The organism is Enterococcus moraviensis ATCC BAA-383 (genome assembly GCF_000407445.1).
Lineage (GTDB): Bacteria > Bacillota > Bacilli > Lactobacillales > Enterococcaceae > Enterococcus_L > Enterococcus_L moraviensis.
Window position 1 is genome coordinate 162,975 of the sequence record NZ_ASWB01000005.1, and the last position, 16,079, is coordinate 179,053.

The 16,079-nt window shown below is 36.8% G+C and carries 15 protein-coding genes; 6 read left to right on the top strand and 9 right to left on the bottom strand.

Annotation, left to right across the window (positions count from 1 at the left end):
• Nucleotides 1-15: 15 nt before the first annotated feature.
• From fni to I586_RS16285, 8 genes are all read right to left on the bottom strand, one after another.
• Complete coding sequence (gene fni, locus I586_RS16250) at nucleotides 16-1,062, bottom strand: type 2 isopentenyl-diphosphate Delta-isomerase (protein WP_010763945.1); 1,047 nt, start codon at nucleotides 1,060-1,062, stop codon at nucleotides 16-18.
• Complete coding sequence (locus I586_RS16255; protein ID WP_010763946.1) at nucleotides 1,046-2,143, bottom strand: phosphomevalonate kinase; 1,098 nt, start codon at nucleotides 2,141-2,143, stop codon at nucleotides 1,046-1,048. The genes fni and I586_RS16255 overlap by 17 nt, the downstream gene beginning before the upstream one ends.
• Nucleotides 2,140-3,138 (bottom strand): diphosphomevalonate decarboxylase, encoded by a 999-nt coding sequence (gene mvaD / locus I586_RS16260; protein WP_010763947.1) that lies wholly within the window; start codon nucleotides 3,136-3,138, stop codon nucleotides 2,140-2,142. The genes I586_RS16255 and mvaD overlap by 4 nt, the downstream gene beginning before the upstream one ends.
• A complete protein-coding gene (gene mvk / locus I586_RS16265; protein WP_010763948.1) occupies nucleotides 3,138-4,082 on the bottom strand; it encodes a mevalonate kinase in 945 nt (314 codons plus the stop codon). The genes mvaD and mvk overlap by 1 nt, the downstream gene beginning before the upstream one ends.
• A 17-nt stretch (nucleotides 4,083-4,099) precedes the next feature.
• Complete coding sequence (locus tag I586_RS16270) at nucleotides 4,100-5,458, bottom strand: tripartite tricarboxylate transporter permease (RefSeq protein ID WP_010763949.1); 1,359 nt, start codon at nucleotides 5,456-5,458, stop codon at nucleotides 4,100-4,102.
• Nucleotides 5,458-5,685, bottom strand: a complete 228-nt coding sequence (locus I586_RS16275) for a hypothetical protein (protein WP_010763950.1) — start codon at nucleotides 5,683-5,685, stop codon at nucleotides 5,458-5,460. Before I586_RS16275 ends, I586_RS16270 begins: the two co-directional genes overlap by 1 nt.
• Before the next feature lie 178 nt (nucleotides 5,686-5,863).
• On the bottom strand, nucleotides 5,864-6,499 hold the full coding sequence (locus I586_RS16280) for a pentapeptide repeat-containing protein (RefSeq protein WP_010763951.1): 636 nt from the start codon (nucleotides 6,497-6,499) through the stop codon (nucleotides 5,864-5,866).
• A gap of 38 nt (nucleotides 6,500-6,537) precedes the next feature.
• Nucleotides 6,538-7,596: an FUSC family protein gene (locus tag I586_RS16285; RefSeq protein WP_010763952.1), complete on the bottom strand. Its 1,059-nt coding sequence runs from the start codon at nucleotides 7,594-7,596 to the stop codon at nucleotides 6,538-6,540.
• 324 nt (nucleotides 7,597-7,920) lie between these two features.
• Here I586_RS16285 and I586_RS16290 point away from each other — a divergent pair, with 324 nt between their 5' ends.
• Complete coding sequence (locus tag I586_RS16290) at nucleotides 7,921-9,597, top strand: peptide ABC transporter substrate-binding protein (protein WP_010763953.1); 1,677 nt, start codon at nucleotides 7,921-7,923, stop codon at nucleotides 9,595-9,597.
• 224 nt (nucleotides 9,598-9,821) lie between these two features.
• Here the strand turns inward: I586_RS16290 and I586_RS16295 are convergent, their stop codons facing one another.
• Entirely contained in the window at nucleotides 9,822-10,169 is a 348-nt protein-coding gene (locus tag I586_RS16295) for a DUF3899 domain-containing protein (protein WP_010763954.1), read from the bottom strand.
• An 82-nt stretch (nucleotides 10,170-10,251) separates the two neighbouring features.
• Between I586_RS16295 and opp1B the strand changes: the two genes are divergently transcribed.
• The 5 genes from opp1B (at nucleotide 10,252) to I586_RS16320 (ending at nucleotide 15,881) form a co-directional block, all read left to right on the top strand.
• Entirely contained in the window at nucleotides 10,252-11,193 is a 942-nt protein-coding gene (gene opp1B, locus I586_RS16300) for an oligopeptide ABC transporter permease Opp1B (RefSeq protein WP_010763955.1), read from the top strand.
• Nucleotides 11,193-12,245, top strand: coding sequence for an oligopeptide ABC transporter permease (opp3C, locus tag I586_RS16305; protein WP_010763956.1), 1,053 nt, complete (start codon nucleotides 11,193-11,195; stop codon nucleotides 12,243-12,245). The genes opp1B and opp3C overlap by 1 nt, the downstream gene beginning before the upstream one ends.
• Nucleotides 12,246-12,250: 5 nt before the next feature.
• A complete protein-coding gene (gene opp1D, locus I586_RS16310; protein ID WP_010771135.1) occupies nucleotides 12,251-13,312 on the top strand; it encodes an oligopeptide ABC transporter ATP-binding protein Opp1D in 1,062 nt (353 codons plus the stop codon).
• On the top strand, nucleotides 13,312-14,271 hold the full coding sequence (locus I586_RS16315; protein WP_010763957.1) for an ABC transporter ATP-binding protein: 960 nt from the start codon (nucleotides 13,312-13,314) through the stop codon (nucleotides 14,269-14,271). The genes opp1D and I586_RS16315 overlap by 1 nt, the downstream gene beginning before the upstream one ends.
• Nucleotides 14,272-14,756: 485 nt before the next feature.
• Entirely contained in the window at nucleotides 14,757-15,881 is a 1,125-nt protein-coding gene (locus I586_RS16320) for an RNA-guided endonuclease TnpB family protein (RefSeq protein ID WP_010763958.1), read from the top strand.
• Nucleotides 15,882-16,079: the final 198 nt, after the last annotated feature.

The window sequence follows — 16,079 nt, forward strand, 5'->3', positions numbered from 1 at the left end:
CTCAATCTTCTCTCTTTATTTACTTCTCTTAGCAAACGGCTGATAAGCAATCCCACGACTTTCACACCAATGAATGATCTCACCAGAAAAAATAATATCCGTTGTTGTAAGTTCACTTGTACTTTTTTTCCCAAGCAATGTATACAACATTTTAAGTTCTGCTTCCCATTGTTGAACAAGTGCGATCGTGTCATCCACACCATTTGTCATTAGGTTGTTTAAAATGGTTCCCGCAACCCCCACACTTTTGGCGCCTAAACTAAGTGCTTTTAGAATATCTAAAGATTGACGAACACCACCAGAGGCTAAAACAGTCAAGTCACGTTGCCAATTCATCGATTCTAACAAGGAAAGAACCGTTGATTGTCCCCAGTCAGTTAAAAAAACTAATTCTCTTTTTTTACGGCGAGCATTTTCGATTTGAGTAAAACTAGTGCCACCTTGACCACTGACGTCAACAGCTTTTACACCCCGCCAAACTAATTGTTCAATTGTTTCACTACTCATACCAAAACCAACTTCTTTCACGATTACAGGTACGGATAGGTTTGAGACAATATCTTCAATATTGTCTAGCCAGCTATGAAAATCACGATCTCCTTCTGGCATGACTAACTCTTGTGGAACATTTACATGGATTTGCAATCCATCCGCTTGAAAAAGATCGACTGCTCTTTTTGCCTCTTCTAAAGCAAGTCCAGCCCCAATATTAGCTAATAGTACACCATCGGGATTTTCTTTGCGCATGATCTGATATGTTTCAGCCAAATTAGGCTCTTTCAAAGCAGCACTTACCGATCCTGTTGCCACCATCACACCAGTTTCTCTGGCTACTATGCCTAACTGCTGATTGATGTCCTTCGCTCGCTCGCTACCACCGGTCATGGCATTGATATAAAATGGTTGTTTTAAGGAAAATCCAAGAACAGATGTTGAAATATCAACTTCATCCATCGCTATTTCTGAGAACGAATGATGAACGAAACGAATTTGATCGAAATCATTGCTTTTTTCTTTATGAAAGGCTTTCGCTAAAGAGATGTGCTCATCTTTTCGATTCATCTTTTTCCTGCTTTCCGTAAAAATATACATGTAATGGTAAAGGTGTTATCCCTTCTTTTTCCCATGAACTCATTAAAGGTAGAATGCCGGATTTTTGTTTGAATAAAACAATTCCACAATCGCCGCCGCCAGCACCCGAGGATTTAGCTGCACCACCATATGTTTGTGCTAAATTACATAATTTTTTAAGAGCAGGGGTTTCGATTGTCACTCCTGTGAGGGAGGTTAATTGTTGAAGTAGTTTTCTATTTTTTCTGATTTGTGTTTGGATCAAAGAGATATTCTCTGAATGAAAACCTGCAATCATGGTTTCAACACATGCTTTACTATCCTCTAAAAACTGTTGATAGGCTGTTTCTTGTACCTCTTTTGACTCGTTGACTTGATCAACTAAATCAGAAGTAGAAGCTGGACTACCGGTCCAACCAATCAACAAACGTAATTTTTTAGGAACCGTCAACGGCTGAATCATTAGTTTTGGCCAAGTTGCATCAAGTAGTGTAGTTAGAGTTTGCTTTTTAGCTTGATCGTTGACCCATTGGTGATCAAACGTTGAAAAAGCGATCCAACCACCATAACAACTTGCCGCGATGTCTCCACAAGAACCGTTGCCTTGCACTTCTAAATGTGCTAGCGCAGAAAGTTTGAAGATGGCTTCTTCACTTAGCTCTAAACCATAAAAAAGACTTAACGCTTTTACTGTTGCTACAGTCACAGCACCACTAGAACCTAGACCATATTTTCGACCATTAGAATTATCTAGTTCGCTCGTCACTTTCAGATGATAGAAAGACAACTCTTTGTGTTGTTCTTGTGCATATTTTTCAGTCAAACGGATTGCAGCTAGTACGTAATGAAAAGGATTTTCTCGAATGTCTAAGACTAGTTCATTATTTCGTCTTGTCCAACGTACAGGAAGTGAGCTGTATTGGGCAGACTGGATACTACCAACATTTTCAGCAGAGTCAAGAGTGACCGTTACAAATTGATCTACGGCAACGATGATTGCTGGATGTCCGGGCTCAACAACAGCATATTCTCCCGCTATAAATAGTTTGCCTGGTGTGGAAACTTCTATCATAATTCTTCCGACCTTTCTACAGGAATTCCTTCAATTCCTGGTCCTGCGTATGCTGTAATCAGCTGTTCTTTTGAAAAATGTTCTGATAAAAAGAGTTTTAAAGCAGGTAAATTTTTCTTTTCTACTAAGATTTTAACATTTGGACCAGCGTCCATCGTAAAGTAGCAAGGCAATCCTTTTTGGCGAGCCAAACGTACTAACTGCATGACTTTTAAGCTGTCTGGTGACCAATAAGTAAAAGGAGGTACAGCAGCTAAAGTAGTACCATGCATGCGTAACCCATTTGCTTCAGTCACTTGACCAAGCTTGTTAAAATCTTTTTCTTTGATTGCTTGTTTAGCCACGGCTAAGTCAGCTTCAACATTATCTAGCCACCCAGAATAAAAACTAGAGGTATCAACTGTTCGCTTCATCCCGTCACGACTGGAAATGTCTTTCATTCCGTCATCGACTAGAACAAATAACATAGCTAATTCGTTTTCCCAATTATCAGAGGGGACCGTTTGAGCAAAGGAAGTCTGATCGGAGTCTCCTTTTTGCCATTCAGCAAAGCCGCCAAAAATACTACGGCAAGCAGAACCAGAGCCGCGTCTTGCTAGACGAGATAATTCTGTTTTTGTTAATTGTAAATTCAATGCGTCACTACAGGCGCCAGCTAGAGCTGCTAAACCGCTAGCGGAAGAGGCCAACCCAGCTGCAGTAGGTACAAAATTTTTACTGTCTACCTTAGCAAACAAAGCCAGGTTTTGCTGTTGTCGAACAAGATCTAAGAATTTAGAAATCTTAGCGGTTTGTTTAGAATCTTGCTGTTTCCCATCTAAGAAGAAGCTATCTTCTGTCAGCGTTTCATCAAAATAGACACTAGTTTCGGTATAAAACGCATCTAAAGTTAAAGAAAGACTACTGTTCATAGGGAGTATCAAGTGTTCATCATTTTTACCCCAATATTTGATCAATGCAATGTTTGTATAGGCTCGTGCTTTTCCAGCGTACATTATTTTTTCACTCCTAATGATTGAATCCAAGTGGCTACAGCTCCTGCTGACTCTATAGCGGCTGCAATTTTTACCGCCTGTTCGTTAGAATCTGCTAAGGCGATCATACAACCGCCACGGCCTCCACCTGTTAATTTAGCTCCTAAAGCACCATGCTCACGAGCGGTAGTAACCAGTTTATCTAGTTGCTCATTGCTAACAGTCAAGGCTTTAAGTTGTTCTTGTGCCTGATTCATAATAGTTCCTAATGTATAGACTTCATCTGCTAAAATAGCTTTTTTAGCGAGCTTAGTCAAGCGTCCCAACTTTGTAATCTGTTGTGAAACGCTTTGTTTATTCAACTCAAATAGATGAGCTACATCACTAACAGCTTCTCTAGTCTGACCTTTGATGCCAGTGTCTGCTACAATCAAAAAAGCATCCGAAACGTTCATTGGGAACGTTTCTAATGGATGACCTTTGATGAAAAATAAGGGTTCATTGCCACTGGTAGCTGCGGCATCAATGCCACTAGGGTTCCCGTGAGCAATTTTTTCTGCTCGGTTGACTAAAGGAAGCAATACTTCTTGTGTACATGGAATGTTAAAATAATCAAATAGCCCCCGTACGATAGACACTGCTGCTGCGGCACTTGATCCCATACCGCGTTCTGCAGGAATCGTACTAGTAATCGTAATTTTTAAAGTTGTATTTTCTTTTTTGAGCAAAGTCAATGTTTGGCTAATAACTTCTTTAATACTTTTCAATTGTGGAGGAACATTTGAGAGTTCTCCCGAAAAGTAATGACAATCAACTATCATAGTAGAATTAGCTTCAACTTGTGTTGAAATGAAGGTCTCCTGAAAAGGAAAAGCAATCGCGGGCTCACCATAAACGACGGAATGTTCACCCATCAATATAATTTTTCCAGAAGCTTGACCATGACCAGTTTTTTCTTTATTCATTTTAATAAACAGTCCTTTTATTTAAATATCAAATGCGTAGTGATCCAAGGTGCTGCATAAAGAATCATAAATTGAACGCCATAATTGACCCCCATTTTATTAAGAGTACCACAAACGATTCCCACCAGCAAAACACCAAAAATATTGATCAATCCGGCATCCATATAAGCTAACAATAATATAAATCCAATAAACAAACCTAGTATTGCTTCATGAGGAATCTTTTTCAAGACAAATGACGTCATCTGACGCGCATATTTCATCGCAATAAAATAAGTAATGATAGAGGAAAGTAAACCAGCAAATAAAATCGCAAAAACAAACTCGCTTCTACTTAATAGATGATGGAGATTATGATCTAGTGTGTAAACAGGCGGAGCATTGAATAAGGCATTGGCTGGTCCCACAGCTACTGGAGATAAGGGAATCCCTAATGCAATCAATGGAATGATCACTCCTGAAAGATATGTAGCATGAGATAAAGCACTCATTGAAGTAATTGCCATACTGGCTTTTTTTACAGGATCCTTTTCTTTATTTGCGACAGCTTCGCCAAATAATATAGTCAAACCAACAGGGCTTAAAAAGAATAGGAAGTTTGATAGCAAAGAGACAACAGCGCTAGTTCCAGCTTCTTTTTTTGAGATTGTGTGAAATGGTTGGAATGTTGTTTGCTTTTTATCTGCCGCCTGGAGCTTGATTTCATTTTCTTCAAATCGAGGTAAAGTCTCACGATTTTGTTTATTTAATAACCCTAGAAGTGAAACAAGTAAAGGACCAATGGTGATGCCAAGAAAGAAAGAGACCGTCACGTTTTTGTCTTGTGGAACAGCTCCGATGCTCCAATAAAGGGAGCGCAATCCTTGAAACAGCAAAGCAAGTGGCACAATACTGATTAGAGCAAGTAGTTTATTTTTACCAATCAAAGATAAAAAGACCGCACCGAAAACAAATAATAAAGGCGCGTATTCTTTTACTGAATCAGAGAAAGGTGCCAAAATGTTGGCTAAAAGTAAACTTACAGGTATCGCAACGGCTGTTCCAATAATCGAACCTGTCGCCATTTTCTTTATGCTAGTAGCAGCTAAGCCACGCTCTTTTAAATACAATGCGTGTTCGATCATTGGCGTTGACAGCACACCACCAGGTAAACCAACCAAAGCGGTGGGGATAGCATTCATTAAATTCAACGTAATGATTGCTGAGATAAAAAACGTCAAAACAACGATGGGTTGAACTCCAGCTAAAACGACTGCCAAGGTAACAGGCATTAAAACGGACGTTTCGTCTGTTCCAGGCACAAATCCAATGAATGTATATAAAACGATTGCTCCTAATACGGCTAGAAACATTTGAAAGAGTAGTCCAGTATCCATTAGTTATCGTTCTCCTCAATCACCGTTCGTTTTGGTTTGATTAAAAAAGCACTGATGATAAAACCTGTGACAGCTCCACCAAGTCCAAAAAATAATTGTTTTGTTGTATCTGTTGCAGGTGCTAAAAAGAAACTCCCCATTGTTGTAACACTGCAAATCGCAATCGCCAAAATTAAATCTTTTAAATCAACTAGGTCTCCCCAGATTTCAACAAGATTCTTTTTCATTTAAAAACCTCCAATATAAAGGTACTGACTGTTCTTAACCTACACTAGTTTACCAAAAAAGTGTCCTAAGTGAAATTTATAGTTTCTATATTAAGGAAAAAATTAATTTCTCATTAATAATTGAAAGCAAAAAGAAAGCTTAGAAGTGTAAATACCAAGCTTATCTCAAAATTTAATGTTAGTCTTCAATAACTAAGCCTAATCCTGAAGCAATCGTAAGGGCCTGTTCTTGATTTACTTTTAATCCTGTTAACAATTCTTGTGAGAAAGCGATTTTCTCGAAAGTGCTTTTAGTTAGGTCAAGATTAGCTAATTTTGTGTGGAACCAATTACTTCCAGTTAAAGAGCATTGGTCAAATAAAAGATTATTCCAAGTGACATCCACAAATTCAGTGTCATTTAAGCTGGTTTGATCATACTGAACGACTTTTTGATTGGTTGAGCTGAAGGAAGTATAGTCTGCTAAACAATCTTCAAAGAAACAATCACGTAGATAACTTTCTGCAAAGTTTGTTCCAGTCAATTTACATTGACGAAAATGAACTTGGTGAAAACTAGCGCCGATCCATTCTGTATTAGACAGGTCACAATGATCAAAAATCACATTGCTACATTCGAATCGTTCAAGATGGTTTCGATTCATTGTAATTTTTTCAAAACGACATTCTCTAAATACTAAGTTACGAACATCTTGATAACTAAGATCTTGCTCTTTTAAAACAATTCCTTCAATAATAAGTTCATCATCAATAGAAACGAAATCTGTTTCAGTGAGTTGAGGCAAGAGTGGTGCAATTGGCTTTTTGATTTTCATAAATGAACCTCCGCATTTTTAAGATAGAGTCGCTATCATTATTCTGTTTCTTTATCTAAATTTTCATTTAACTGATAGGCACGATTATAAAATTTCAAGCAAGTCGTTAATACAAAAGCGCCCAATAAACCTAAGAGACTACCTAAAACGATACCGATCAATCGATAATTCAGTAAACTTATTAAATATTGGTGACGGGCTAGATTTGCTAACAATAAAGACATGGGTGTTGTAAAAAAATTTGCAATTGTATAATTTCGTTTAATGAAAAATTCTACAGTTAAAAAGAAAAAACAAATCAGAAAAATCATTTCTAAAGAAGTAAACGAAATACTTAATAGAAGTGCGGCAATCAATAAACCGATCATGGTACCTAAAATTCTTTGAATATTTCGATGCATAACAGCACGTAAATTGTCACCTTGCAAGACAGCTGCACATGAAACAACCATCCAGTAAGCGTTCGTTAAATGCAGAGATTGACTGATATACGTTGCTAAAAATAAAATAGCAGCATAGTGTAATGCATCAAGAAGAGCTGCGGGGTCTGTATAAAGTCGTTCTTGTAAAGAGACTTTCTTTTCGGGTTCTACGGTTTCCCCTTCAATAAAAAACAAGAGAATCGCTACCGCAAGAGAAGTCAACACGCCTAGTAGAACATAACTCATCATTGCAGGGACTCTTTCCAAGGGGATTTTAGTCCCACTGCCCATAGCGGTTACCATGACAATAAAAAAAGCCCCAGGCTTCGCAATTCTGTATAACCTAAAAATAATTCTAGCCAAAAATGCAATCAACGCAATTGTGATTGGAATAACCCAAGGGATGTGGGTACTAAGAACACCTAACAGATTTCCCAAAAGTAAAAAGCTACCAATTGAACTTAAACGAATCAGCAATTGTTTTAATGGAAGTGTTTGGTAATACAGGAAAGTAAAGATTCCCAGTGAACCAAAACTACCAATTAGCAAATTATTAGAAAAATAGCCAATGAACAATGGCACAGCCATACAAATACCAGCACCAATCAAACGAAAAGGGGCTTTTTTAGGTTTATGAAATGTAGTTAATTCTTTGAAAAAAGATGAACGAAGCATCTGATCACTCCTTACTATTATTATTAAGATAAAAAACTTTTTTTTATTAATTTTAATGGACAAGCACAAACTCGTTCCACGCATGTCTGATTCTTCCATTATTAATCTAACATACTTTTATATAAGAAAACAGTCGCTTTTATGGCTATTTCTAAGAAATCACTTCTAATGAAGAGATAATTCCATGATGTAAGTATTAAGAAAAAATAAGATTTTTCTTGATTTTTTAATTTAAAAATTGTAAACTATACCTCAGTACAATAAATAATTATTAAATTCTGATTTTTCAGAAAATACTTTGGGTCTTTTAGGGAGGAAAATAGAATGAAGTTAAAGAAGTCATTTGCTTTTGGATTCATCACTTTATTTAGTTTAACATTAGCAGCATGTGGTAACGGCGGTACAAAAACAGACGATTCAGGCAGCTCAAAAGCAGCCGATGGTAAACCAAGCGGCGAGCAAGTTTTCCGTGTCAATGTTTTACAAGAAATGCCAAGTGCCGATTTATCGTTAGCGACAGACGTTATCAGCTTTACTGCACTAAACAACGTATATGAAGGAATCTACCGTTTAAACTTAGATAATAAACCAGAACCAGCCGGAGCTAGTGAAGAAGCTGAAGTCAGTGAAGATGGTACTACTTATAAAATCAAACTGAACGAAAAAGCTAAATGGTCAGACGGCAAACCCGTAAAAGCAGAAGACTATGTCTATGGATGGCAACGTACAGTTGATCCAGCGACAGCTTCAGAGTACGCTTACCTTTATGAATCTGTAAAAAATGGTGCAGATATCGCAGCAGGTAAAAAAGACAAAGCTGAATTAGGAATCAAAGCGACAGGTGATTATGAATTAGAAATTACATTAGAAAAAGCAACACCTTATTTTGATTATCTATTAGCCTTCCCGTCATTCTTCCCACAAAGAAAAGACATCGTGGAAAAATATGGTAAAGACTATGCTTCAAATAGTGATAACTCAGTTTATAATGGTCCATTTGTATTAGATGGTTTTGATGGAGCAGGAACAGATACTGAGTGGTCATATAAGAAAAATAAAGAATATTGGGATGTAGATTCTGTAAAATTAGATGAAGTAAAAACGAACGTCGTGAAAGAAGCACCTACTTCATATAACTTATTCCAAGATGGACAAGCTGATGATGTAACCTTAACTGGTGAATTAGCACAACAAGCAGCTAATGATCCAGCTCTTGTAATTCAAAAAGAAGCATCAACTCAATATATGGAATTAAATCAAATCGACGAAAATTCACCATATAGAAATGAAAATTTAAGAAAAGCAATCTCTTATTCAATCGATCGCAAATCTTTAGTTGAAAAAATCTTAGGGGACGGATCAGTTGAACCTAAAGGATTAGTTCCAGCGGATATGGCTAAATCTCCAGACGGAAAAGAAGACTTTACAGAAGCAGCAGATGATAAGATTGCATTTGATAAAGAAAAAGCAAAAGAATATTGGGACAAAGCGAAGAAAGAATTAGGCATTAAAACATTAGATATCGATATCTTATCTTCTGATGCAGATTCTTCTAAGAAAACAGTTGAATATATCCAAGGAGCAATTCAAGAAAACTTGGAAGGAACTAAAGTAACTGTTAGCCCAGTACCGTTCGCTGTACGTTTAGATCGTTCTAATAAAGGGGACTTTAAAGCTGTTATCGGCGGTTGGGGAGCTGACTATGTAGACCCAAGTAGTTTCTTAGATTTATTCCAAACAGGTGTACCATATAACCGTGGACACTACAGCAACCCTGAATATGATAAATTAGTAAAAGAAGCGTCAACAACAAACGCTAATGATCCTGAAAAACGTTGGGAAAATATGGTTGATGCAGAGAAAACAATCATGGGTGACATGGGTGTGATCCCGCTTTATCAAAAAGCTGAAGCTCACTTGCGTGCTGAAAAAGTCAAAGATGTTGGTTTCCATCCAGCAGGTGCTCAATACGATTACAAATGGACATACATTTCAGAATAATCTGAACTAGTTCTAATAAAAAAGTGGCCGATACAGAAGCAAACAACTCCAACGAACCGAATGGTTTAAGGGAATAAAAAGAAATTCACGAAAATTGGGTTTCCAATTTTCGTGAATTTCAACTTATTTCTAAAGGAGCTGCTTCTGTTTCGCCATTTATTCAGATTTAGGGCAAGTTAGCAAAAATCAGAGAATTTTATATTTCTCTCTCTTGCTATCTGTGCTTATAAAAAGTAAAATAATAAAGAAACAATAGAGACGATCAGTAACATACCTCCAGTTTCAAGCCAGTAAAGCTGATGTGCTTTGCCAATCTCTGAAAATGGAATAAATTCTTTCGGCTCGTTCTTCTTTCTAAAACGAAAATGCATTTTCATAAAACGTTGGAAATTATCAAAGAATCCTGAGGACATGATCCAAAGGGCTAACCCGATAATCAGAAAGAATAATGAAACAATGAAGAAGGTATCAGATACAGAACGGATAGTGAGTGACTGCTTCATTAATAGGTAAATGAAAATACCGATGCTTGAGACCGCTGAGGTGATCAAAGGCCATTTTAATTTTTTCATGTGCTTCATCCTTACTTAATTTTCTATCCTTACTTTATCGAAAAACACTGATGAAGTCAAAATAATCTCGGAGGTGTCATTCTTGAACAGTTTTGGAAAATATTTTCTTAAACGAGTTTTCTTTATGATCATCACATTGTGGTTGATCGCAACGATTACGTTTTTCTTAATGCAATTATTACCAGGTACTCCTTATACCAACCAAGAAAAACTTAGTCCAGAAACAATTGCTATGTTGAATAAACAATCTGGATTGGATAAACCAGTCATCGTTCAATATGGAATTTATTTAAAAAATCTTCTAGTTGGTGACTTTGGTATTTCATTCCAATTCAAAAACCAACCAGTAGCGAAACTTTTAGCTGGCCGTATTGGACCATCAGTACAATTAGGTGGACAAGCAATTATCTTTGGTACCTTAGTAGGTATTTTGCTAGGAATCATTGCAGCAATGCGTCAAAATACATGGGTCGATACATTGGCTACTTTAATGGCAATTTTAGGACGTTCAATTCCTAACTTCGTCTTTGCGGTATTATTACAATATATCTTTGCTATGAAATTAAAAGTATTGCCAATTGCAATGTGGAATGGTTTTGCTTATACGATTTTACCGACAATCGCATTAGCTATGAGTCCAATGGCCGATTCCGCTAGGTTTATACGAACAGAAATGGTTGAAGTTTTACATAGTGACTATGTAGAGTTAGCGCGTGCTAAAGGCTTGAGCCGCTGGCAAGTGGCCGTTAGACACGGACTTAGAAACAGTTTGATTCCATTGATTACGTTGTTAGGACCACTAGCAGTTGGTTTGATGACAGGATCATTAGTTGTAGAAAATATTTTTGCTATCCCGGGTATCGGGGAGCAATTCGTAAAATCAATCATGACAAATGACTACCCAACAATCATGGCAGTAACAATTTTATATTCTGCATTATTAGTTTTCGTAATCTTGATCGTTGATTTACTTTATGGATTGATTGATCCAAGAATTCGTGTTTCAGGAGGTGCCAAAGGTTAATGGAAATAGTTGACGTAAACAATGTCCCAGACAAAATTAAAGAAATACCAGCAGATGAATTCCAACCTTTGGATACATCAACAACAAAAGAACGTGAGCGAATTGCAACACCGTCATTAAGCTTTTTACAAGATTCTTGGCGTCGATTGAAAAAAAATAAAGCTGCCGTGATTTCTTTGATCCTTTTAGGAATCATCATCTTTATCTCAATTATCACAATTTGGGTTTCACCTCATGACCCAACACAACAAAATGTTGCTTATATTAACTTACCACCACGTATTCCGTTTTTAGATAGTATCAACGGGTTTAACGGTACAGCAAATGTAGCTGGTAAAATGGTCGATAAGTATGCGCAAGCAAATGTTCCTGATAATGTGAACTTTTACCTTGGAACAGATGGTTTAGGACGTGACGTCTTAAGTCGTTTATTTATGGGAACACGTATCTCATTATTGATTGCATTTATCGCGGCATTACTTGATATTACGATCGGTGTAACATACGGTTTGATTTCAGGATTATTAGGCGGACGTGTGGATACAGTAATGCAACGTGTTTTAGAAGTTCTTTCTGGAATTCCTAACCTTGTTGTAATGATCTTGATGCTGACTGTTTTTGATCCAGGTATTCTTTCTATCGTATTAGCGATGGTTATTACCAACTGGATTTCAATGGCTAGAATCGTTCGAGCTCAGACCATGAAATTAAAAGATCAAGAGTTCGTTTTAGCTGCCCAAACATTAGGTGAATCTCGTTTGAAGATCGCCATCAAACATATTTTGCCGAATATCTCAAGCGTGATCATCGTTCAAATGATGTTCAGTATCCCGTCGGCAATTTTCTTCGAAGCGTTTCTAAGTTTCATCGGTTTAGGATTAAGACCGCCGACCGCTTCACTTGGAACATTATTAAATGAAGGATATAAAACGTTCCGTTTCCTTCCATATTTGATGTGGATTCCTGCCGTAACCTTGTCAGTCGTAATGATTTGTTTCAACTTGTTAGCTGACGGACTACGTGATGCCTTCGATCCTAAGATGAAAGAGTAGAGTGAATGACTATGGAAAAAGTATTAGAAGTAAAAGACTTACAGATTTCTTTTGATACGTTTGCTGGAAAAGTAAATGCTATTCGTGGTGTGAGCTTTGAATTGTTCAAAGGGGAAACTCTTGCGATCGTAGGAGAATCTGGTAGTGGTAAATCAGTAACTACTAGAAGTATTATGCGATTATTGAGCAGCAATGCAAACATCGATAATGGAGAAATTCTGTTTAAAGGTGAAGATATCGTACACAAAACGGAAAAACAAATGCAAACCATTCGTGGGAAAGAAATTGCGATGATTTTCCAAGACCCAATGACGTCATTGGACCCAACAATGCCGATCGGTAAACAAGTTGCTGAATCGTTGATCAAACACAATAAAGTGTCGAAAAAAGAAGGCTTAGATCAAGCTTTAGAATTATTAAAATTAGTAGGAATTCCAAACGCTGAAAAACGTTTGAAAAATTACCCACACCAATTTTCAGGTGGTCAACGTCAACGTATCGTAATTGCGATTGCTTTGATTTGTTACCCAGAAGTTCTAATTGCGGATGAACCAACAACGGCCTTGGATGTAACGATTCAAGCACAAATTTTAGAACTATTAAAAGATTTACAACAAAAAATCAGCACATCGATCATCTTTATCACCCATGATTTAGGTGTAGTAGCAAATGTTGCGGATCGTGTAGCAGTTATGTATGGCGGACGTTTAGTAGAAGTGGGAACATCAGAAGAAATCTTCTATAACCCACAACATCCATATACATGGGGTCTACTTGGCTCAATGCCGACAATGGAAGGAACCGAAGATAAGCTATATGCGATTCCTGGTTCACCTCCAGATTTGTTAGATCCACCAAAAGGAGATGCATTCTATCCGCGTAATGAATTTGCAATGAAAATCGACGCAGAAGAAGCACCACCGTATTTTGAAGTATCACCAACTCATAAAGCTGCAACGTGGTTATTAGCACCGCAAGCACCAAAAATTACCCCTCCAGCTGAAATTGTAAGACGTTGGGCGATTTATGCTGAACGCCATAATACGACTGCAGGAGGCGTTAAATAATGAGTGAAAAAAGAAAAGTACTTTTAGATGTTAAAGGACTAAAACAATATTTTAACGTTGGACGCCCTGACGAAGTTAGAGCAGTAGACGATATCAGTTTTCACATCTATGAAGGTGAAACTTTCGGATTGGTTGGAGAATCTGGTAGTGGTAAATCAACTACTGGTCGTAGCGTGATTCGTTTATATGATCCAACAGGTGGCGAAATCATCTTTGATGGAGATGACATCAGTAAAATTCGTTCAAAATCAGCGATGCAAGCATTTCGTCGTGAAGTGCAAATGATCTTCCAAGATCCTTATGCTTCGTTGAATCCTAGAATGAAAGTGAATGATATCATTGCAGAAGGAATCGACATCAACCATTTAGCAAAAGATGCAGCTGAACGTGAATCAAAAGTCAACGAGTTGTTAAAAGTCGTTGGTCTTGATCCAAGTCATGGAACACGTTATCCACATGAATTTTCAGGTGGTCAGCGTCAACGTATCGGGATTGCTAGAGCATTAGCTGTTGATCCACGCTTTATCATTTGTGATGAGCCAATCTCAGCATTGGATGTTTCGATTCAAGCACAAGTAGTCAATTTATTGCAAGATTTACAAAAAGATGCTGGGTTGACGTATTTGTTTATTGCCCATGATTTATCAATGGTAAAACATATTAGTGACCGTATCGGCGTTATGCACAGCGGAAGATTATTGGAAATGGGTTCTAGTGATGATGTCTATAACTTTGGTGTACATCCGTATACTGAAAGTTTGTTATCAGCTATTCCATTACCAGATCCAGATTACGAACGTACTCGTAAACGTATTGTGTATAAACCAGAACCAGAAGACAATAAAGAACGTAAACTAAGAGAAATCACACCAGAACATTATGTGTATTGTTCTGAAGATGAAGTTGACGGTTATCGTAAAAAAATTGAAGAAAAAAAAGCTAGAGCAAACCACGAGTAGTTTTGGCAAATGAAATACTAGCTAGGAAAAAGTAGTGCTTTTTCTTAGCTAGCATTTTTAAAAATTGAAATGAAAGAACAAGTTTTCATTGTGACGTAATCATGTTTAAGAAGATTCGTGGGCTAGTCTCTCGGAAAAAGATAAAATCTGCCTGTAACAAAAAACGTTACAAACATATTTTCCTATTTTTCAGTCGAGACTAAGCGAGCCCGCTCAGCTTTTTATCTAATCTAGCTTTATGAGACAACTCTCTCGACAAGTAGACAAATAGAGTGAAAGATAGAAACCATCTTTAAATCTATTTCCTAACTTGCTCAAGAGCTAGGCGTCTTACTCAGCTTTTTATTCAATCTAGCTTTACGGGCTAGTCTCTCGGAAAAAAGATAAAATCTGCCTGTGACAAAAAGCGTCACAAACAGATTTTCCTATTTTTCAGTCGAGACTAAGCGAGCCCGCTCAGCTTTTTATTGGTAGGGTGGTATTTTATGAAGGTGTTAAAAGCGTATAAATATAGGCTTTACCCTACTTCAGTACAAGAAGAGTTTATAAAAAAAACATTTTCTTGTGTTCGGTTGGTGTATAATCTTCTATTGCAGGAAAGAGTCCAATTGTATAAAGAATTGAAAGAAAATCCTGATTTAAAAGTTAAATTGCCGACACCTGCTCAGTATAAAAAAGAGCATCCTTGTCTAAAAGAGGTAGACAGTTTAGCGTTGTCAAATGCACAAGTATATTTAGATCGCGCATTTAAAAAATTTTATAGAGAAAAATCAGTTGGATTTCCTAAATTAAAGCAAAAAAAGGATTCAGTTTCCTCTTATACAACGAACAATCAAAATGGGACAGTTAAAATTATTGACGAAAAATATTTAAAAGTACCCAAATTGAAATCATTGTTGAAAATGAAGATGCATCGTCCAGTAATAGGGAAAATAAAGTCAGTAACGATTTCTTTAACTAAAAGCAATAAGTACTTTGTTTCAATCTTGTGTGAGGAAGAAATTCCAATAATAGAGAAGACTCATTCGGCAATCGGGATAACCTTAGGGGCTTCAGAATTTGCTGTATTATCAAATGGAAATCGTATCGATAATGATAAATACACAAAGGAATTTGAACAACGGATCACTCGAGAAGAAAGAAAATTGCAGAGGCGTAAAGAAATTGCAAAGGTAAAAGGAACAGATCTTTCACAGCAAAAAAATTACCAAAAACAAAAGCTTAAAGTTGCAAAAATGCGAGAAAAATTAATGAATCAACGAGTCGATTTTCTTAATAAGATCACTACAGAGATTATTAGAAAGTATGATTTGATTTGTATTGAAGACATCCACCAAGCAGATGTTTATAGAAATAATAAATTGTATCGTGGTGTTTCAGATGTTTCTTGGGCTTTATTTGTTTCAAAGTTAGAATACAAAGCATCCTGGTATAACAAGAGATTAATCAAAGTTTCAGCATGTGGAAAATGTTCTGAACATTCAGATAATACACAGGTAAGTCAAATGTTCACACAAGATATCAATGAGCAAAAAGGATTACATGATCCAGAAACCGCAGCAAGTATTCAAGTATTGATAAAAGGACTAAAAGAAACCACACGTAAGTAATAAAGAAAACTGTAGGAACTACAGGGTTAGCCTAGGGTATATAAGATAGAGATAGCGTTCAGTCGATCATTTGTCTTTTTCTAGGAAATTTCTAGTTACTAGAAATAGTTCACTAATTATTAGTTAATGAAAAATAAAAAGTTTAACTTTATTCTATTTAGACAAGCAAGAAATTGTTTTTCTAAAATAGAGTAAAGT